This is a genomic window from Streptomyces sp. NPDC007917 (genome assembly GCF_042959105.1).
Lineage (GTDB): Bacteria > Actinomycetota > Actinomycetes > Streptomycetales > Streptomycetaceae > Streptomyces.
The window spans coordinates 85,705-105,550 of the sequence record NZ_JBIBKK010000002.1; the positions used below are offsets into that span (position 1 = coordinate 85,705).

The 19,846-nt window shown below is 70.3% G+C and carries 9 protein-coding genes; 3 read left to right on the forward strand and 6 right to left on the reverse strand.

The window, feature by feature from the left end:
- Window positions 1-2: 2 nt before the first annotated feature.
- Window positions 3-2,168 carry a beta-L-arabinofuranosidase domain-containing protein gene (locus tag ACFZDL_RS03500; protein WP_353591152.1) on the forward strand — a complete coding sequence of 722 codons (2,166 nt, stop codon included), beginning with the start codon at window positions 3-5 and terminating at the stop codon, window positions 2,166-2,168.
- 113 nt (window positions 2,169-2,281) lie between these two features.
- Here ACFZDL_RS03500 and ACFZDL_RS03505 read toward each other — a convergent pair whose 3' ends face one another.
- From ACFZDL_RS03505 to ACFZDL_RS03520, 4 genes are all read right to left on the reverse strand, one after another.
- Window positions 2,282-2,437: a hypothetical protein gene (locus ACFZDL_RS03505; protein WP_353591153.1), complete on the reverse strand. Its 156-nt coding sequence runs from the start codon at window positions 2,435-2,437 to the stop codon at window positions 2,282-2,284.
- A 139-nt stretch (window positions 2,438-2,576) separates the two neighbouring features.
- The gene (locus tag ACFZDL_RS03510) at window positions 2,577-3,746 is read right to left on the reverse strand and encodes an FAD-dependent monooxygenase (RefSeq protein ID WP_353591154.1); all 1,170 of its coding nucleotides are present in this window, start codon (window positions 3,744-3,746) and stop codon (window positions 2,577-2,579) included.
- On the reverse strand, window positions 3,743-10,984 hold the full coding sequence (locus ACFZDL_RS03515; RefSeq protein WP_353591155.1) for an amino acid adenylation domain-containing protein: 7,242 nt from the start codon (window positions 10,982-10,984) through the stop codon (window positions 3,743-3,745). The genes ACFZDL_RS03510 and ACFZDL_RS03515 overlap by 4 nt, the downstream gene beginning before the upstream one ends.
- 99 nt (window positions 10,985-11,083) lie before the next feature.
- Window positions 11,084-12,067: a ketoacyl-ACP synthase III gene (locus ACFZDL_RS03520; protein WP_353591156.1), complete on the reverse strand. Its 984-nt coding sequence runs from the start codon at window positions 12,065-12,067 to the stop codon at window positions 11,084-11,086.
- A 420-nt stretch (window positions 12,068-12,487) separates the two neighbouring features.
- On the opposite strand from ACFZDL_RS03520, the gene ACFZDL_RS03525 reads away from it, so the two are divergent.
- Window positions 12,488-14,731, forward strand: a complete 2,244-nt coding sequence (locus ACFZDL_RS03525) for an MMPL family transporter (RefSeq protein WP_353591157.1) — start codon at window positions 12,488-12,490, stop codon at window positions 14,729-14,731.
- A 438-nt stretch (window positions 14,732-15,169) separates the two neighbouring features.
- Here ACFZDL_RS03525 and ACFZDL_RS03530 read toward each other — a convergent pair whose 3' ends face one another.
- Window positions 15,170-16,435 carry a cytochrome P450 gene (locus tag ACFZDL_RS03530; RefSeq protein ID WP_353591158.1) on the reverse strand — a complete coding sequence of 422 codons (1,266 nt, stop codon included), beginning with the start codon at window positions 16,433-16,435 and terminating at the stop codon, window positions 15,170-15,172.
- A gap of 130 nt (window positions 16,436-16,565) precedes the next feature.
- Between ACFZDL_RS03530 and ACFZDL_RS03535 the strand changes: the two genes are divergently transcribed.
- Window positions 16,566-17,063, forward strand: coding sequence for a YbaK/EbsC family protein (locus ACFZDL_RS03535; protein ID WP_353591159.1), 498 nt, complete (start codon window positions 16,566-16,568; stop codon window positions 17,061-17,063).
- Between the two features lie 93 nt (window positions 17,064-17,156).
- Here ACFZDL_RS03535 and ACFZDL_RS03540 read toward each other — a convergent pair whose 3' ends face one another.
- The gene (locus tag ACFZDL_RS03540) at window positions 17,157-19,835 is read right to left on the reverse strand and encodes an endo-beta-N-acetylglucosaminidase (protein WP_353591160.1); all 2,679 of its coding nucleotides are present in this window, start codon (window positions 19,833-19,835) and stop codon (window positions 17,157-17,159) included.
- Window positions 19,836-19,846 lie beyond the last annotated feature (11 nt).

Here is a 19,846-nt window from a genome sequence, read left to right on the forward strand (position 1 = left end):
AGATGTCCCACCCCCCGTCCCGCCGTCGCGCGTTGAGACTCGCCGCCGGAGCCGCTGCCGCCGCCCCGCTCGCGACCGCCGTTCCACCGGCGCAGGCCGCCGCGCCCGGCGCCGTCCCCGCCGCGGCGCCGTCCCGGGCCACAGGCGTGTCGTCACCCGTCCCGGACACCTGGTCCGTACGCCCCTTCCCGCTGGACGCGGTGACCCTCGGCGACGGTGTCTTCCGCCGCAAGCGCGACCTGATGCTCGGTTACGCCAGGTCCTACCCGGCCGACCGCATCCTGGCCGTCTTCCGGGCCAACGCCGGGCTCGACACCCGCGGCGCCCGGCCGCCGGGCGGCTGGGAGACCTCCGACGGCAATCTGCGCGGCCACTACGGCGGCCACTTCCTCACCCTCATCGCCCAGGCCTACGCGGACACCAGGGAGGCCGCGCTCAAGACCAAGCTCGACTACCTGGTCGGCGCGCTCGCCGAGTGTCAGAAGGCACTGGCCGAACACGGCTCGCCCAAGCCCAGCCACCCCGGCTATCTGGCCGCGTACCCGGAGACGCAGTTCATCCTGCTGGAGAGCTACACGACCTACCCCACCATCTGGGCGCCGTACTACACCTGCCACAAGATCATGCGCGGGCTGCTGGACGCGCACACCCTGGGCGGGAACCAGCAGGCCCTTCAGATCGCCTCCGGGATGGGCGACTGGGTGCACAGCCGGCTCGGCCATCTGCCGGCGGCCCAGCTGGAGCGCATGTGGTCCATCTACATCGCCGGTGAGTACGGCGGGATGAACGAGGTGCTGGCGGATCTGTACGCCCTCACCGGCCGGGCGGAACACCTCGCCGCCGCGCGCTGCTTCGACAACACCGCGCTGCTGAAGGCCTGCGCCGAGGACCGCGACATCCTGGAGGGCAGACACGCCAACCAGCACATTCCGCAGTTCACCGGCTATCTGCGGCTGTTCGACCACACCGCGGACGAGGAGTACGCCGACGCGGCCCGCAACTTCTGGGGCATGGTCACGGGCTCCCGGATGTACAGCCTGGGCGGCACGGGGCAGGGCGAGATGTTCCGCGCCCGCGGCGCCATCGCGGCCACCCTGGACGACAAGAACGCCGAGACCTGCGCGACGTACAACATGCTCAAACTGAGCCGGCAGCTGTTCTTCCACGAGCCGGACCCCGCCTACATGGACTACTACGAGCGGGGCGTGACCAATCACATCCTCGCCTCCCGCCGGGACGCCCCCGCCACGGACAGCCCGGAGGTCACCTACTTCGTCGGGATGGGCCCGGGGGTGCGGCGCGAGTACGACAACACCGGCACCTGCTGCGGCGGCACCGGTATGGAGAACCACACCAAGTACCAGGACTCGGTGTACTTCCGCTCGGCCGACGGCGCCGCGCTGTACGTCAATCTCTCCCTCGCCTCGACACTGCGGTGGCCGGAGCGGGGCTTCGTCATCGAGCAGACGAGCGACTACCCGGCCGAGGGCGTCCGCACCCTGACGTTCCGCGAGGGCAGCGGGCGGCTCGACCTGCGGCTGCGCGTTCCGGCCTGGGCCACGGCGGGCTTCACCGTCACGGTCAACGGGGTGCGGCAGTCGGCCAAGGCCGTGCCGGGCAGCTATCTGAGCCTGAGCAGGGACTGGCGGCGCGGCGACCGGGTCGCCATCTCCGCCCCCTACCGCCTGCGGATCGAACGGGCCCTGGACGATCCCGCCGTCCAGTCGGTGTTCTACGGTCCGGTCCTGCTGACCGCCCAGAGCCAGGAGCCGGCCTTCCGCGTGTTCTCCTTCTACAAGGACTTCACGCTCCGGGGCGATCTCGCCGACGCGATCAAACCCGGGGGTCGGCCGATGTACTTCACCACCCACGGCCTGACCCTCGCCCCGTTCTACGTCGGGGACGAGACGCGCTACCACGCCTACTTCAAACGCTCGGAACCGGTCGTCGTGTTCGGCGCGAAGAACTCGGGCGTACCGAACCGCGCCCGGGGCAACGGTCTCACCTTCCTGGACGTGCTCTGGGCGCAGGCACCCTTCGCGTCCTCGGGCCTCTTCGTCCAGGCGGTACGCACGCTCGCCGACACATGGCTGTCCGAGGGGCTGTTCAGCCGCACCGAACGGGACAGCGTCGTGGCCGCCGCGGTCGGGGCGGACCTCAGGCGCTGACACCCCCAACCCCCCACCAGTCCCCCCCCCACAGGAGGAGCCCTCATCTCGAACACGGCGGCCGACCGTCATGTCCAGATCGTCGTCGTCATGGTGCGCGACGGTCTGTGAGTTCAGGACACCCCGAGCCGTGGCTCGCGGGTGAGGGCGGCCGCCAGTCGGTGCAGGGCGGGGTTCGGGCTGTCCGGGCTCCAACAGGCGTGCGGGGTGACGGAGTGGGCGTCCGGTGCGGCCCTCGGCGGCGTGGCGGGCGGCGGTCGGCGCGGCACGCCCGAAGTGCTGCTCCTCCGCCACCGCGACAAAGCCGCGGAGCTGTTGCAGGGAGAAGTCCATGCCGGTCACGGTATCGGCCGAGGACCATGGGGCCACAGCGCTGTGCGCTGTGGCCCCGTCACGGCGGTCGCGGTGTCAGGCGTGGATCCCGGGAAACGTGAGGACGTCCCGCTGCTGCTCGGCGAAGGCGGCGTAGGTCGTGCGACGCAGTTGTTCGTCCCGCTCGTGCCGCTGCCGCGGGTCCTCCAGTTGCTCCTGTTCGCTCAGCGCGCGGGAGGCGTGGACCATGGCCCGGGTGCGCTCGCGGCGCTGGTCCTCGTAAGCGCGCAGTCCGGCGGTGAGATCGCCAGCCCGGGCCAGTGTCCCGGCCAGGACGACGGCGTCCTCGATGGCCATCCCGGCCCCCTGCGCGAGGCTGGTGAGCATGGGGTGCGCGGCGTCTCCGAGGAGGGTGACGCGGCCGTCGCCCCAGTGCTCCAGGAAGTCCCGGTCGCGGGCGGGGATGGCGATGATGTCCTCTTCGGGCGTCGCGCGGATGGCTGCCTCGACCTCGTCCGCCCAGCCGGCGTACGCCTGGACGATCTCCTCCTTCGTACCCCGCCAGTCGGCGGCCCGTTCGGCGGACATGTTCTTGGTGCCGAACCAGTAGGTCTGTCCGTGCCCCACGTCCAGCAGGCCGAAGCGCTGGCCGCTTCCCCAGTAGTGGAGGACCGAACCGGTCTCGAAGCGCGGATGGCTGAACGGGACGATGGCGAGCCAGCACACGTACCCGGCTTCGTTCACCGGTTCCGGACCGGTGATCTGGCGGCGGATGGCGGAGTTGATCCCGTCGGCCCCGATCACGATGTCGCCGTGGGCCTGGCTTCCGTCGGCGAAGCGCACGGTCGCTCCGTCCGGCCGTGTCTCGTAGCCGACGGCGGCGGCGCCGAGGGTGATGGGCGTGTCTCCCACCGCCTCCAGGAGGCCCTGCTGCAGTGCGCTGCGGCTGATGACCACGGTGGGCGGCAGCCCCAGCTCGTTGCTCAGCTCCGGGATGGGAAACCAGGTGATGTGGTTGCCCTCGGCGTCGTTGATGCCGAAGCGCTGGAGGATCTGTCCGCGCTTTTCCAGGCCGATGTCGATGCCGAGGGCTTCCAGCGCGGCGCCGCCGTTGCTCAGCACGCCCAGGCCGGAGCCGGCGGCTTTCAGTTCGGTGGCGCGCTCGTACACCTCGACGTCGATGTCGACCTGGCGCAGCGCGGCGGCCAGCGTGAGGCCGCCGATCCCCGCCCCGATGACCACTGCTTTGGGCCGGTGGGATGTCATAGAACTCGGTTGTCCCTTCGGAGATGGGTTGAGGGGTGCAGGATGTCGGCCATCGTCTTGGCCACATGGGCGACGCCGGGCTCCTCCATGATGGAGAGGTGATCGCCGGGAACGCCGATGACCTGGATGCGGCCGGTGGTCACCCGCCGCCAGCCGTTGGTCGGCTCGTCGTGCAGGCTGCCCGCGGCGCCGTGCATGGCCTCGAGGATCGCGGGAAGCGGTTCGTCGGCCCGCAGGAGGACGATGTCCTGGTCGACGGTGCCCGGCCGGTAGTCCAGCGTGGCCAGCCAGTTCGCCCGGTAGAGGCGGAAGAGGCGCCGGATGACGGACCCCGAGCTGTCGGCGGGCAGTACGCCCAGGTCGACGGCGCACCGTGCGATATGGGCGAACTTCTCGTCCAGCGAGGTGGCATGTTCGGGTATCTCCTCCAGGGGCGAGGTCCCGCCGCGCACCGGCCACAGCAGTTCCCAGAAGAACCAGCCGAGCAGCGCGTCGTCGGTGTACAGCTCGCGCAGCCGTGGGTTCAGGGTGACCGTGTCCAGGATCAGCACGTCTGCCCGCTCACCCCGCGCGCTGAGTTGCCGGGCCATTTCGAAGGCGACGAACCCGCCGAAGGAGTAGCCGCTGATCTGGTAGGGGCCCTCAGGCTGGATTCGTTTGAGCGCGGCGATGTAGCTGCGGGCCATGTCCGCGATGGTCTCAAGCGGTTCGGTGCCGGGGTCGGCGCCGGCCGCCTGGAGGGCGTACAGCGGCTGGTCGGGGTCGAGGTGTTTGGCGAAGGGCAGGAAGCACAGCACGTTGCCGCCCATGGGGTGGACCATGAACAGCGGGGTCCGGCTGCCCGACGGGTTGAGCGGCACGATCGGGTCGAAGCGGGCCGGTGCTGCCGCGGCGGACCCCAGCCGGTCGGCGATGGCGGCCACGGTCGGCGCGGCGATGAACTCCGACAGCGGGATGACGGTGCCGAAGCGCTGTTCCAGGGTGGCGATCAGCCGCATCGCGGTCAGCGATGTGCCGCCCAGGTCGAACATGGAGTCGTGGATGCCGACTTCGGGCAGGTGCAGCAGGTCCGCGAGGATTTCGGCGAGCGCCTTCTCCAGCGGGGTGCGCGGCGGGGTGGTGTCGTGGTCGGCCGGCGCCTCGAGGGGGATGGCCCGCAGGGCGGCGTCGTCCCGTTTCCCGCTGGGGGTGGACGGCATGGCGGACAGCCACTGGACGTAGGACGGCACCATGTAGTCGGGGAGCGTTTCGCGCAATCGGCTGCGGAGCGCACCGGTGTCCACCCGCGACGGATCGCCGGTGAGGAAGGCCACCAGGACGGTGTCCGTGCCGGGGCGGGTGTGGGCGACGACGGCGGCCTCGGCGATGCCGGGGTGGCGGGGGGCGAGGTCGCGGATCGCGAGCTCCACCTCGGCCGTCTCGACGCGGAACCCGCGGACCTTGACCTGGGTGTCGGCGCGGCCGGTGCACACGATCTCGCCGCTCGGCAGGGTGAATCCGAGGTCGCCTGAGCGGTAGAAGCGGCCGGGTGTGCCGGGCAGGGTGACGAAGCGTTCCTTGGTCAGGTCGTCGCGGCCCAGATATCCCCGCGCGACCGAGGCGCCCCCGAGATACAGCTCACCCGTGACGCCCGGCGGCACGGAGCGCAGCCGCTGGTCCACCACGACGACCCGGGCTCCGTCGACGGCGGTTCCCACCGGGGGGAGGTCGGGGAAGTCGGCGGGCGGTCCGGTGAGGGTGCGGCGGGTGACCACATGGGTCTCGGTGGGGCCGTATTGGTTCTCCAGCACCATCCCGGGCAGGGCCGAGCACAGTCGGCGTACCTCGTCGGTGATCCTCAGCTGTTCGCCGCTGGAGACGATGACGCGCAGCGCGGCCGGGGTGAGGCCCAGCGCCTCGGAGGCCAGCGCCAGTTGCTGGAGGGCGATGGAGGGTACGAAGACGCGCTCGACCCGTTCCCGGTGCAACAGGCGCACCAGGGCCGGCATGTCCCGGCGGATCTCCTCGGGCACCAGGCGGAGGGTGCCGCCCGCGCACAGGGTGGAGAAGATCTCCTGGAGGGAGACGTCGAAGCTCAGCGGAGCGTACTGCAGGGTGATGCCCGTCGAGGCGCTTGGGGCGCGGTTCTGCCAGGCGACGAGGTTGGCCAGGGTGCGGTGGGGAATGTCGACCCCCTTGGGCCGCCCGGTGGAGCCCGAGGTGAACAGGACGCAGGCGGTGCCGTCCAGGGCGGTCGCCGGCAGGGGCGGGGCGGGGGTGTCCCCGGTGGGCGGTTCGGCGAGCTCCTCGAACCGTACGCTCCGCGTGGTGCGGCCGAGGAGGGCGTCGTGCCGGCCGGCGGCGAGGACAAGGCGGGGATCGGCCTCTGCGATCATGTAGGAGAGCCGGCCGGCGGGGTATCCGGTGTCCAGGGGCATGACCGCCGCTCCTGCCCGCATGATGCCCAGGATGGCCGCGATCACCTCGGGCGACCGGTCTGCCGCCACCCCGACGACATCGCCGGTGCGCACCCCCAGGGCGAGCAGGTTGCGGGCCACGGCCTCGGTCGCCCGGGTGAGCCGCGCGTAGCTCCACTCCTCGTCGTGCGTCGCCAGGGCGAGGGCGTCCGGGGTGTGTGCGGCCTGTTCCGCGAAGCGGTCCACCACGCTCGGTGCCGTGCCGGTGGCGGTGGCGGGGAGTGGTTGTGGCACGGCGGTGAGGAAGTCCCAGCCCGGCTGCTCCAGGGGGTGGTGGACCATACGGTCCAGGACGCGCGTGTAGTAGTCGGCGAAGACACCGGCCTGGTCGCGGGTGACGGTCCGCCCGTCGTTGTCGACACGCAGCCAGATGCTCTGGTCGACAGGGTCCGTCACGGCGTTGACCAGCAGGGTGAAGTTGGTCTCCTCGACGGTGCGCAGGTCCGTCAGCTCCAGCCCCGGCTCGTGGAGCGCGTCCGTGAGCTGCTGGAACCGTACGTAGTTGAACACCGTCTCGAACAGCGGCCCGCCGCCGTGCTCCTCCTGGATGGCGCTGATCGGGTAGTGGCGGTGGGGGTAGGCGCTCCGCTCGCACCGGAACGCCTCCCGCACCGCGTCCAGCCAGCTGTCCTGGGCCGTGTTCACCCTCATGGGCAGGGTGTTGAGGAACAGTCCGACCATACGCTCGGCGTGTGGGTGTTCCGGGCGGCCGTGCGCGATGAGACCGGTCGTAATGTCGTCGCGCCCGGACAACAGCCGCAGTGTCATGCAGTGGGCGGCGAACAGCACCGACTTCACCGGTACCGCCTGAGCGCGGGCGAAGGCCCGTACGTCGTCGCCGAGCCGGGCCGGCAGGTCGAAGCGGTGCGACCAGCGCCCGCCGGCGGACGACGGCGGCTGGTGCGGGCGGTACGAGCCGACCGAGGTGGGTTCGCTTCCGTCGAGCTCCCTCCGCCAGTACCGGCGGTCCTCCTCCGAGGCCAGGGCTCGGCGCTCGGCCAGCAGATGCGTGGCGGGCGAGGGCAGGCGGACCTCGGGCGCCGGGGTCGGGTGCAGGCCCAGGGCATGCCCGTAGTCACGCAGGAGTTCGCCGATGAGGTTGGCGACGCTGGCGCCGTCGAGCAGGGCGTGGTGGAAGCTCAGGACCAGGTCGAGGGCGGAGCGGCGCACATGGACGCGGAGCGCGTACAGGGGGGCGGTGGCGGTGGCAGTGTCGAAGGAGTACTCGTGGTGGCGGCGTTCTTCGATGTGCCGCAGGACCTCGGCTTCGGCCTCGTCGGCGTCATGGGACCGCAGATCGACGATGTCGAGGCCGTCCTCCATGGCCGCGTGCACCAGTTGCAGGGGTTCGGTGAACCCGGCCAGGCCGAAGCTGGTGCGCAGCGCCGGATGGCGCCGCACGAGGTGGCCGAAGGCGGCGCGGAAGTGTTCCTCGTCCCAGTGGCAGCGCAGGGTGTAGCGGAACACGTCCTTGTAGAGGGACGATCCCCGCCGCTGACGGCTGTGGTAGATCAGGCCGAGTTGCATCCGGGTGAGCGGGTAGGCGTCCGTGACCGCGCCCAGCCGCGCCCGGTCGATACCGGAGACCGTCTCGAAGGGGCGCGGTTCCTCCTCGAACGAGGCGTGGTCGGCGCCGTCCGGGGGGCCGGAGGGGGACGTGTCGAGGGCGGCCCGCGCGGCCAGGCGGGCGACGGTGGAGTGCCGTACGAGATCGGCCAGTGAGAAGCGCAGGCCTCGCCGCTCGGCCAGGGCGCGGACCCGCAGCATCTGCAGCGAGTCGCCGCCGAGCGCGTAGTAGTCGTCCTCGGCGCCCACCGGACCGCACCGCAGGACCTCGGACCACACCTCCGACAGGATCTGTTCGGCTGGGGTGAGCGGGCGTGAGGCCGGTGCGCCGCCGCGGGCGGCGGGCTCCCGCAGCGCCCGGCGGTCCGCCTTGCCGTTGGGCGTCAGCGGAATGCGGTCGAGCCGCACCAGCAGGGCCGGGATCATGAACTCCGGTAAGGTGTCGGCGAGGTGGCGGCGTACGTCGGCGGCGGCGATCTCGTCCTCCGCGACGTAGTAGCCGACCAGATGGACGCCCCGTTCGTCATCGGTACGGTCCACCACCAGCGCGTCCCGGATGCCGGGTACGGCCATCAGGGCCCTGCTGACCTCGCCCGGCTCCACCCGGTTCCCGCGGATCTTCACCTGGTCGTCGAGGCGGCCCAGGTATGCGAGGGAGCCGTCGGCGAGCCACCGCACGAGGTCGCCGGTGCGGTACACGGTGCCTTCGCCGGTGAACGGGTCGGCGATGAACCGCTCCTCCGTCAGGGCGGGCCGGTCCAGATATCCGGCGGCCACCCCGGCGCCGCCGATCCACAGCTCGCCCGGGACGCCTGTGGGCTGCGGCTGCCCGTCCTGTCCCACCACGTACAGCCAGGTGTTGTCGATGGGCCGTCCGATGGGCACGCGGCCGACGGGGCGGCCGGGGTCCCCGGGGCAGTCGTGGAAGGTCACGTCGACGGTCGCCTCGGTCGGGCCGTACAGGTTCACCAGGGCCGGCGTGGCACGACCCCCGTCGTGGAAGAGCCGGTTGAACCGGTCGACGCGGGCGGCCGGCAGCGCCTCCCCGCTGCAGAAGACACGCCGCAGTGTCTCCGTCCGGGCACGCACCCGCGGAGTCTGCTCCGCGGCGTCAAGGAAGGCACCGAGCATGGACGGCACGAAGTGTGCGACGGTGACGCGCCGGTCGTGGACGGTCCGGGCGATCACGCGCGGGTCCTTCTCCCCGCCCGGCGGCAGAAGGGCCACGCTCGCTCCCTCGACAGCCCACCAGAACAGCTCCCACACGGACACGTCGAAGGACACGGGTGTCTTCTGCAGCAGTACGTCGCCCTCGCCGATCGGGTATGCCCGCTGCATCCACGCCAGCCGGTTGACCACGGAGTGGTGCCGCACCCGCACGCCCTTGGGCTTGCCGGTGGAGCCGGAGGTGTAGATCACGTACGCGAGGTCGGAGCCGTCGGCCAGGGGCTCCGGCGGGGAGTCGTCGCCGTGCAGCAGGTCGGGGACACGGTGCACGGGAACGCCCGCCGCCACCGCGGTCCTCGGCATGCACTCGTCCGACGCGAGCACGGCGGCCGGACGGCTGTCGTCGAGCAGAAAGCGGATGCGCTCGCGCGGATATCCCGGGTCCACCGGGACATAGGCACCGCCCGCTTTGCCCACGCCCATCAGCGCGACGAGCAGGTCGGGGCCGCGCTCCAGCGAGACGGCGACCCGGTCCCCGGGGCCCACGCCGTCCGCGCGCAGCGCCCGGGCGACCTGGTTGGCCCGCGCGTCGAGTTCGGCGTAGGTCAGGGCGTCGTCCGGGCCAGGGCCCATCACGGCGATCCGCTCCGGACCACGGGCGACCTGCCGCTCGAAGAGCTGGGAGAGGGTGGCCTCCCGCGGATACGCGACGCGCTCCCCCCGGCCCCGGCGGATCAGCTCGTCCCGCTCCGTGGCCGAGAGCATCGGCACCGCGGACACCGGCCCGTCCGCCAGGTCCGCGCCCGCTTCGAGCAGGTGCTTGAAATGTCGCGCCATCGCCTCGATGGGGAAGTCGTCGTCGAAGACGTCCGTGGCGTAGCCGAGGTCGAAGCGGATCTGTGGCGCGCCGTCGAAGTCGAGTACCACCACCGAGAGCGCGTCCTGCTCATGGCAGGGCGATTCCATCGAGGTCTCAAGTCCGATGCCTTGGCCGGGATCCGGGCGCCCGGCCCGCAGATAGGACAAGGTGACGTCGAACAACTGGCGGTTGCCGCCGTGGAGTTCGGGTAACGCGCGTACGACGTCCCCCAGCGCCACCCGCTCATGTCGGCGCAGCGCCCGGGTGGCGCTCCGCGTCCGGTCGACGATGTCGCGCAGGGGCATCCCGTCGTGGGCGGGCAGGCGCAGCGGCAGTGTGTTCGCGAAATGCCCGACGGTGTCCAGGAATTCCTCCGGCCGGTTCAGGACCGGAACCCCCAGGATCACCTCCTCGGTGCGATGCACCCGCGACAGATACGCGCCCAGCATGGTGGCGATGTAGGGGAACAGCGGCAGCTGGGCCTTCCGGACGCGTTCCGCCCATGAGCGATCCAGTGTGAAGGACAGGCGCACGCCTTCGCGGGGAGCGCTCGCGGGCCTCCTGGGGAACAGGGCGGGGACCGCGCCGGCGAGGGCGGAGCGGTGGGCCTCCAGGTCGGCGGTGTGCTCCTCGGATCCCTGGTACGCGGCGTCCCGCGCGGAGAACGAACGGTACGGCGGCGCGCTGCTCCGCGCCGCGGCCCCGCCCGCCACCACCGACGCGTAGTCGTCGAGGATCCGGGCGCTGACCTGGTTGAGCGACCAGCCGTCCAGCACCAGGTGGTGCGCGACCAGCTGGAGGTGTGTCACGCGGGGGCTCTCCACCAGGAGCGCCACCCGGACCATGGGCTGATCGCGCAGTGGCATCGGACGCTGCTGGAGTGCGCGCACCCGGCGACGGCAGGCCGCCGCCGGGTCGGCTTCCCCTGACAGGTCGGTCGTCTCCACGGCGGGCGGGTGGGGTTCGACCCACTGAAGCGGGGTCCCGTCCCGCTCGTCGAATCGCAGACGCAAAGCGTCATGGTGTCGCAGGGCCTGCTCGGCACACTGGCGGAGGATGCCGAGATTCACCTTTCCGGTGAGCTTCTCATGGCACGAGACATTGTACTGCGGTGATTCCTCGGTCTGTGCGGCCGAGACCCAGATGTCGAGTTGATATCGCGTCAAAGGGAAAGGCTCGGGCGAATTCATTGTCACGATCTCCGGGTGAGACGAAGGGGGGCCGGCTACCGGTCGAACGAAGGAAGGAGACGGGCCGCGGAGGAAAGAACGCGAAGGACCCGAGGGGTGTCAGTACCAGCGCACCAGTGCCGCGGCGGCGTTCATACCGCCGCCGATGGATGCCAGCAGGAGGTTTTCCCCTCGCTCCAGGGGCCGGTCCCGGTCCGTCGCACACAGCGTGACGGGAATGGAGGCGCCCGCGGTGTTCCCCAGGTGGGGAGCGGTGAGCGGCATGCGTTTGCGGTCGATTCCCGTCATATCGGCGAATGACTCGAGCAGGCGGGGGTTCGCCTGATGAAAGATGAACCGGTCGACTCCTCCCAGGCTCAACCCGGCGTCGTCCAGGACCTGGTCCACGACCTTGGGCAGAGTCGTTTGCACATACTGCCGGATCGCCCGCCCGTCCATCTTCAGAAAATTCCGTCCGGATTGGAGCGCGGCCCCGTCGAGCGGCAGAGCCGTGCCGCCGGCCGGCACCCCGACGAGATGGTGGAGCGAGCCCTCGCTGATCGTCCGCATGGCCAGCAGCCCGTACCCCTCCGGCACGGGGCCGAGCAGCACGGCCCCGGCTCCGTCCCCGAAGAGGCTCACGGTGCTCCGGTCGGTGCGGTCCATGATGGTGGAGAACATGTCGGCGCCCACCACCAGCACGTGTTCGGTGTCCGGCGACGCCGACCGCAGGCCGTCGGCGACGGCCATGCCGTACAGGAAGCCGCTGCACACCGCGTTGATGTCGAAGGCCGGCATGACGCGCAGCCCGAGCTTGTGCTGCACGATCGCCGCCGTCGCCGGCTGGGGCACATCGGGCGTGCATGTGGCCAATATCAGGGCGTCGGTGAGTTCCGCGGCGCCTTCGCATGCGGAGAAGATCTGCCGCACCGCGTGTACCGCGAGGTCCGAGGTCGCGGTTCCGGGTCTCGCATAGCGTCTCTCGCGAATTCCCGTGCGTTCGTGGATCCATTCCTCCGACACGCCGGCCCATTCGGCTATCCGGTCGTTCCCGACCACGTGATCGGGTACATGAGCTCCGGCGCTGATGATCCCTGTAGGCATGGGGAAATCCCGTTCGTCGATGGCCAGAAAGCGCGCATGGCGGCCCTGGCTCGGGGAAGGAAAACAGGAATCGCGCTGTTCCTTGAATTTCTTCTCGTCGACGGTCTGCGGACTCGCATGGAAAGGGATGGCTCGGTGACGGAAGCTTAGCCTGCACCAGAGAAAGCAGTCACTGTGACGTACACCACTTCATCGCTCCGATGAACGGTGGCCCCTGGTCCGTTTTCAGTCCCCGTCACTTCAAACTGACATAGTTCTGCCATACATGGCTTTCCGGGTCAACGTTAAGCGGCGTCAGTTGCGACTGACAATGCGAGGACCGAAGGCCCCCGGGCCCACCCGCGATGTCACATCCGGGGCGCCCCGATCCGTCCAGAAGTAGGTGGTGCCTCAGATACCGCGCTTCGAAGGGGACAGGAAATGCTTGACAGGCTGGCCAGGCTGGTCATCCGGCGCCGAGTGGCGGTTCTCGTGGTGAGTCTCGTCCTCGCCGTGGCCGGGGGAATCGCGAGTACGACCCTGTTCGGCAAATTGGCCGCCGGCGGGTTCGACGACCCGGACTCGGAGTCCGGGCGTGCCGTCAGGATGCTCTCCAGCACGTTTCACCAGGACCGGCCCAACCTCACCGTGCTCGTCACCGCCGACAGCGGCGTGGACGACCCGGCCGTCCGCGCCGCGGCCGGCGAGCTCACCGGGAAGCTGAGCGAGGAGCCCGGGGTCGAGAACGTCACCTCTTACTGGACGGCGGGCAAACCGCTGTGGATGAAGAGCAGACACGGCGACGAGGCCCTGATCACCGGCACGGTGACCGGCGACGACTCCACGGCGCAGAAGCGCGTGGCCGAGTTGGCCGATGCCTACGAGGGCGAGCGAGCCGGTCTCGACGTGACATTCGGCGGCAATACGAAGTTCCAGGCCGAGTTCCTCGAGCAGGGGCAGAAGGACGCCCAGACCGGAGAGGTCATCGCCATCCCCCTCACCCTGGTGGTGCTGGTCTTCGTCTTCGGAGGGCTGGTGGCGGCCGCCCTTCCGCTGATCGTCGCCGTCGTCGCGATGATGCTCTCCATGGGGGTGATGTGGCTCCTGGCGGAGGTGACGGCCGTCGGATCCCTCTCCGCGAGCGTGGTGACCCTGCTGGGTCTGGGGCTGGCGATCGACTACAGCCTGCTCTTCGTCAACCGCTACCGGCAGGAGGTGGCCCGGGGGAAGCGGACCGAGGAGGCGCTGCGGGCGACGATGACGTCGGCGGGACGGACGGTGCTCTTCTCGACCCTCACGGTCGCGGTGGCCTCCAGCTCCATGATGTGGTTCCCGCTCCTGGCCGTGCGGTCCATGGGCTATGCGGGCGCGCTGACCGCGGTGCTGTCCGGCGCGGCCTCGCTGCTCGTACTCCCCTCGGTGCTCGCCATGCTGGGTGACCGCGTCGAACGCGGCCGGGTCACCGGCCGCAGGAAGCGCGCCGCCGGGGCCCCGGCCAGTGAGGGTGCCACCGCCACGAACGGGTTCTGGCACCGTCTGGCGACCGTGGTGATGCGGCGTCCCCTTCCCCTCGCCACAGCGGTCACGCTCTTCCTGCTGCTGCTCGGCGCGCCGTTCCTCGGCATCAACATCGGCATGCCCGACGAGCGCGTGATGCCGGAGTCGTCGTCCGCGCGCCGGGTCGCGACCGCCGTCAAGGAGGACTTCGTCGGCAGCGGGCAGAACGCGCTGGTGGTGGTCGCGCCCGAGGGCGGATCGGAGGCACCGGCAGTCGAGCGGTACGCGAAGCGGCTGTCGTCGCTGCCCGGTGTCGCCGCGGTGCGCACCTCCACCGGAAACTACGCGGAAGGAGACCTTGTCACGCCCGCGGACGAGCAGTCACGGGGCTTCGCCGCCGGGGACGCCGTCTCCTTCTCGGTGATGCCGGCCTCGGACAGCCCGGACGAGGCGGGGCGGATCGTCGGCGAGATCAGGGACAGCGAGGCGCCGTTCGAGGTCCTGGTGGGCGGAATGGCGGCCACCAACGAGGACGCGGCGTCCGCTCTGGTGGAGTGGCTGCCGTACGCGCTGGGCACGCTGCTGCTCGCGATGCTGGTGCTGCTGTTCCTGGTCACCGGAAGCGTTCTGCTGCCCTTCCTGGCCGTGGTGCTCAGCCTGCTCAGCCTGACGGCGACGTTCGGCGCGCTGGTGTGGGTGTTCCAGGACGGCCACCTGGCGGGGCTGTTCGGCGGCTTCACCGTGACCGGCAACATCGCCGCGACGATCCCGGTGATCCTCTTCGGCCTCGCCTTCGGCCTGGCCATGGACTATCAGGTGTTCCTGCTGTCCCGTATGCGGGAGGAGTACGAGCTGACGGGCTCCCCGACGAAGGCCGTGACCCACGCCCTGGAGCACACGGGCCGGATCGTGACCGCCGCCGCGGTGGCCATCTCGATCGTCTTCCTCGCGTTCACGGCGTCGGACATCTCCCTGGTGAAGGCGTACGGCGTCGGGCTGCCGCTCGCGGTCCTGATGGACGCGACGCTCATCCGCGGCGTGCTGCTCCCCGCCGCGATGCGACTGGGCGGCAGGGCCACGTGGTGGGCGCCCCCGCGGCTGCGGCGGCTGCACTCCCGCCTCGGCCTGCGGGAGGAGGCGGGTCCGCGGAAGGAGCGGAAGGAGCGCGAGCTGACGCCGGCCGACTGACCGCCGGCCGGCGTGTGCCCGGCTCCTGGCCGGCGGCGGCTCAGGACAGGAAGCTGCCGTAGGGGCCGCTCAGGATCCCGTTCTTCTGGGACTGGTTGAAGTGACAGTTCGGGTAGTCGTAGAACGACGCGGACATCGGTGTGCCGTCGGTGAACGAGGAGTCGGGCAGACCCGTACCAGGCCCGGTTGTGGTCGCCGTTGACCACCTCCACCGCCGGGTTGTTCAGCGTGAAGGTCTTGCCGGGCTCCTGGCGGTAGTAGCGCTGCGCCTCCTGCATCACACTCGTGATGCCATTGGGGTACCGCTGGTCGAATGCCACATCCGTGGGCTTGAGCCAGAACACCCGCACGGTCCTGGACGGCGGACGAAATACCGTCAATGGCGGGGAGCTGCGGCCTTAGTGGACACCTTCGGAAAAGGTGTGTCCGAAGTCCGCGTCAGCCCAGAGCGGGGGTGAACTCCACCGGGAGCGCCGCGATGCCCCGGAACCAGATGGACGACCGCCACTCGAGCTCGTCGGACGGCACGGAAAGCGCCACGTCCGGCAACCGGTCGAGCAGCACCTCGATCGCCGTCATGGAGATCACCTCGGCCAGTTCCCGGGCCGGCACGGGGCAGCTGTGCTCGCCGTGGCTGAAGGACATATGGGCCTGGTTGCCCCCCGCACCGGCCTGGAAGTCCGGCCGTACGCTCGGATCCGCGTTGGCCGCGGCCAGGCCCAGGACCAGGCAGTCGCCCTTCTTGATGTGCTGTCCGCCGAGGACGGTGTCCTCGGCGGCCCAGCGGCCGATGAAACCGGGCACCGGGGTGTTCTCCCACAGCACCTCGTTCAGCGCCTGGCCGATGCTGCGCCGTCCCCCTGCCATGGTGACCGCGAACCGCTCGTCGGTCAGCATCAGCCCCAGCGCGTTGCCGATCCAGTCGGTCGTGCTCTGGTGGCTGGCGTACACCGTGCCGATCAGATCGTTGATGATCTCCTCGTCGGTGAGGGCCGCCCGGTGCGCCGCCATCTGCGCCGGGATGCCCGGCATACCGGGGTTGCTCCGGACCTCCGCCATCAGCGCCACCATGCGGTTGTGCACCCGCTGGTACGCGGCCACGCTGCCGTCGTTGGCGCTGACCATCTCGACCGTGTCACGCTGGATGGCGACCGCGGTGTCCGGATCCAGGCCGAACAGACGGGTCACCACCCGTATCGGCACCTGGCTGGCGTAGTCGGCCACCAGTTCGGCGCGGCCACTGCCCGCGAAGGCGTCGATCAGCGCGTCGGCCACGCGCTCGGACTCCGCGCGCAAATCGAACTGGTCCACCGACGCCAGCGCGTCGAACATCGCCTCGGCCCGCCGCTGGTGCTCGGCGCCCTCGGCGAACAGCATGGTCGGCCGGTAGCCGACGAAAGGCATCAGCGGCCAGTCGGCCGGGATGTACTCCCACGCGTGCCAGCGACGCGAGTCACGGGCGAACAGCGTGGGATCGGAGGTGACGCGGTGCAACTCCCGGTAGCCGAGTACCAGCCAGGCGGGGATGTCGCCATCGAGCAGGATCGGCGCCACAGCGCCGTGGTCCCGGCGCAACCGCCGGTACAGCTCCGCCGGGTCTGCCTGCAACTCCTCGGTGTGCATGCGCACGGCGTCGGGGTGAGCCGGGCAACCGAGGAGAGGCGACGGGCCGTCGACCGGCGAGGGGTGGTGCACGTTCGTCACGCTGTCAACTCCGGGGCGAAGGAGGCGGAAGGTCAGGAGTATACGTACAGGTGAGCCGCCCGTCAGCGCCCTGAACGCCCCGTTGTTCCCGCACCTCGGCCTCCCTTGCGCACACGGTAGTCTCGGCGAGGTGAACGGCCCCTCACCCATCGGCCCGCTGGACGTCCTCGCCGCGCTCGGCGCGCCCTTCCGGCTGCATGAGCATCCCGACGTGGTCGGCTCCCTGGAGGCGTGCGCCGCGCTGGGCGTTCCGCTGGAGCGGACCGTCAAGACCCTCGCCTTCGTCACCCCCGAGGACCGGCTCCTCCTGGCGGCGCTGCCCGGCCACGCACGGCTGCGGTACGGCGCGCTGGCCCGCGCGGCCGGGATCCGCCGCGCCGACCTGTCCCCCGCGGACGCCGAGCGGCTGGCGCGGGCGGGAATGCGGCCCGGCGGGGTGTGCCCCGTGTCCGCGGACCGCGCCGCGGCGGTGGTGTTCGACGAGACCATAAGCGGCCTGGGGCGGGTGCACTGCGGCAGCGGCCGGCCCGACAGCAGCATCGAGATCGACACGGCGGATCTCATCGCCGCGGTCCCGGCGGCCGTGACGGCGCCGATCGCCGACCTCCCGACGAGCCGGCCGGCGTGACCTTCCGTGCCGCGACGGGCCCGGCCGGGACGTGCCGGCTCTCGGTTGCCGGCCGGGCCCCTTGTCACGGGCCCCGGCCGGCGTGCCGGACGGCTAGTTGCCGCGCAGCACCGTGGTGACCTTGTTTCCGGCGTAGTCCTCCAGTACGGCGACGACCTTGCTGGTCGTGCTCGACATGGTCACCGTCATCGCCGAGCGGGTGGTGCGGCCGCGGACGATGTACGGCTTGTTGCCCGACCCGTACGTCGTGGCGAACGACTTGGGCTGCCCGTCCTCCAGGACCGTCAGCGTGTGCCAGTCGGGAAGGGACGGGCGGGAGAAGGTGAAGGTGTTCCCCGAGACCTTCACGGCCGCGGCGGGATAGGGGCTGATCTCGGTGTCGGCGAAGGTGCCCCGTACGCCTGTGGCGGTGCCGTCCGTGCCGTTCTCGGTCTGCACGGTGAGGAGGTATTCGTCCCCGTTGACGGGGACGCCGGTCAGGGTCGCGCCCGTCTGCTGGCCCGGCACCGTGACCTTCTTGGTGAAGGGCTTGGAGGTGTCGAGGCTACGGACCTCCACGGAGAGGGGCTGACCGGTCTGTCTCGGGGTCCATGTCGTCTTCAGCGTGCCGTCGGCTCCCGCCTTGGCCGTCACGCCGGACGGAGCCGTGGACAGGTCGAAGGACACCGTCGCCGGCTTGGACCGGGATCCGTCGGGGCCGACCGCGACGAGCTTGATCGTCCCTGATGTGGCGGTGAAGCGCTTGACGTAGTAGACGTCGTCGTAGATGCCGCCGAGGTAGGTGTCGTCGAGGTAGACGTCATAGCGGCGGACCGTGTCGTAGTCGCTTCGCTGCCAGGACAGGAACAGCTCGTCGCTGTCGGGCAGCAGCTGGTCGATGCGCAGTTTCCCGGGCTTGGCCGGGGTGCGGTCCACGCCGTCGTGCAGCGCCAAGCCACCCAGGTTGACCTGGTAGTTCTCGATCGGCTGTGTGCCCGCTGCCACCACGAGGCCGAGGGAGGCGATGTGCTGGCCGGCGTAGTCCGACAGGTCCGCGGAGACGGTGGTCCAGCCGTCGGTGCGCCTGCCGGTGCCGGACAGCGGCACCTGCACCACCTTGCCCGGGTCGGAGGCCAGTACCAGAGCGAGCCGGAGCTGGGAGTCGTCGTCCGCCGAGGGCTTGTTGTAGGTCAGGGAAAGGGTCGAGTCCGCCTTGACGCTCAGGTCGGTCTTGTAGAGGCGCACGGTGTTGTCGCTGTCGAGTCTGCCGCTGAGTACGAGGGAGCTGCCCCCGTTGTAGGCGCCGACCTTCTGGTAGGAGAAGCGGCCGGCGGGCGTGTACTTCGGGCCGTAGTCGAAGTCGGCCTTGAGGGGCGAGCTCGCGGCGTCGATCCACCACTGCCAGGTCACCGGGATGTCCTGGAGGTTGATGTTGCCCCACTCGGCGTCGTTGGAGAGCTTGCCGTCGCTCCAGGTCGACAGGCCGTGTCCGGTGTTGAACGAGGTGGCGAAGGTGCTGCCCTTGATGACGGAGCGCTCGGCGACGTACTTCGAGATGCCCTTCCAGCCGCCCTCGGGCGTGGTTGACCCCTGGGACGAGCCGGTCCACCAGCGGCGTTCCCGGTCGAAGACCGCCGACTGGGCCTTGTCGTCGGTTTTGTTGGCGTAGTCGGAGGAGACGAAGTCGGCGCCCAGCGTGGCGATGGCGTTCATGGGAGCACCGTCGGCGCCGAGGTTGTTGTCGAGGTTGTACGGCTGGTCGAACTGGTACATGCCGGCCTCGACGCCGGCGAACACGCTCTTGCGGGGGTTGAGACCCAGGCTCTCCGCGTAGGTCTTGGACCGGGTGAGCTTGGACTTGTCCCACCAGTAGTTGAGGAAGACCGAGTCGGACACGTCACCGACGGCCTTGTCGCGGACGAACGGAGCGTTGACCGAGTTGAACTCGTTCTGGTACGAGACCCTGCCCGTGGTGTTGTCGATGGAGTCGTACCACTGCACATACAGACCGCCGTCGCGCAGCTGCTTGAGGAAGCGCTTGAAGATGGGGATGTCGGCCGGGGCGACCGCGTCCTCCTGGTTGAAGAAGTAGCCGTCGAAGCCGTAGTACTTCGCGACCTCGACGAGCTTGGCGGCGGCGGGGAAGTTCCCGGCCGCGTCCCGGACGAGCAGTTCGGAGTACGCCTGGTCGCCCCGGTCGTTCGGGGAGAAGAAGATGCAGCCCAGCGACCGCACGCCGTTCGCGTGCGCGGCGTTGGTGTAGCCGGGGTTGGGCAGGTTGACCGACCCGAACTCGAACCACTTCTCCTTCCAGTCGAGGTCGGGGTCGTAGTAGTTCACGGGCACGCCCTCGGTGGGCATGCCGTGCCAGGACGCGTACACATCGGAGTACTGCCAGTAGTTGAAGAGGTACTGGCTGAACTCGTTGGTGTACGGGTGGCTCTCGAAGAACGCGTTGCCGTAGTCGCCCGCGAGGGTCAGCAGCTGGGTGTCGGCCGGCAGCGCCGGGTTGCGCTGGGTTCTGGCATCGGCGGCTATGCGGGTCTGCAGGGGCACCTTGGCCCGCAGCAGTGCGGCGTCGGTGTCGTCCGCGGGGTTCCAGCGCAGCAGGTCGGTGGAGGAGTATCCGTGCTGGTAGGGCTGGTTGGCGCCGACGGCGCTCTCCCCGGGCCAGGGGAGGGTGTCACTGGCCACGGCGGTGCCCACGCCCAGGGTCAGGGCCAGTGCCGCCGCCAGGGCAGCGGTGCGTGCGCGGGCCGGGGCCCGTCTTGCGGTGCTGTGTTGTCGTGCCATGTCTTTTCCTC

Excerpts from the sequence above, each read along its gene's own strand:
- ACFZDL_RS03500 (WP_353591152.1), top strand. The coding sequence starts at position 3 with ATGTCCCACCCCCCGTCCCGCCGTCGCGCGTTGAGACTCGCCGCCGGA.
- ACFZDL_RS03510 (WP_353591154.1), bottom strand. The coding sequence starts at position 3,746 with ATGACATCCCACCGGCCCAAAGCAGTGGTCATCGGGGCGGGGATCGGC.
- ACFZDL_RS03515 (WP_353591155.1), bottom strand. The coding sequence starts at position 10,984 with ATGAATTCGCCCGAGCCTTTCCCTTTGACGCGATATCAACTCGACATC.
- ACFZDL_RS03520 (WP_353591156.1), bottom strand. The coding sequence starts at position 12,067 with ATGCCTACAGGGATCATCAGCGCCGGAGCTCATGTACCCGATCACGTG.
- ACFZDL_RS03525 (WP_353591157.1), top strand. The coding sequence starts at position 12,488 with ATGCTTGACAGGCTGGCCAGGCTGGTCATCCGGCGCCGAGTGGCGGTT.
- ACFZDL_RS03540 (WP_353591160.1), bottom strand. The coding sequence starts at position 19,835 with ATGGCACGACAACACAGCACCGCAAGACGGGCCCCGGCCCGCGCACGC.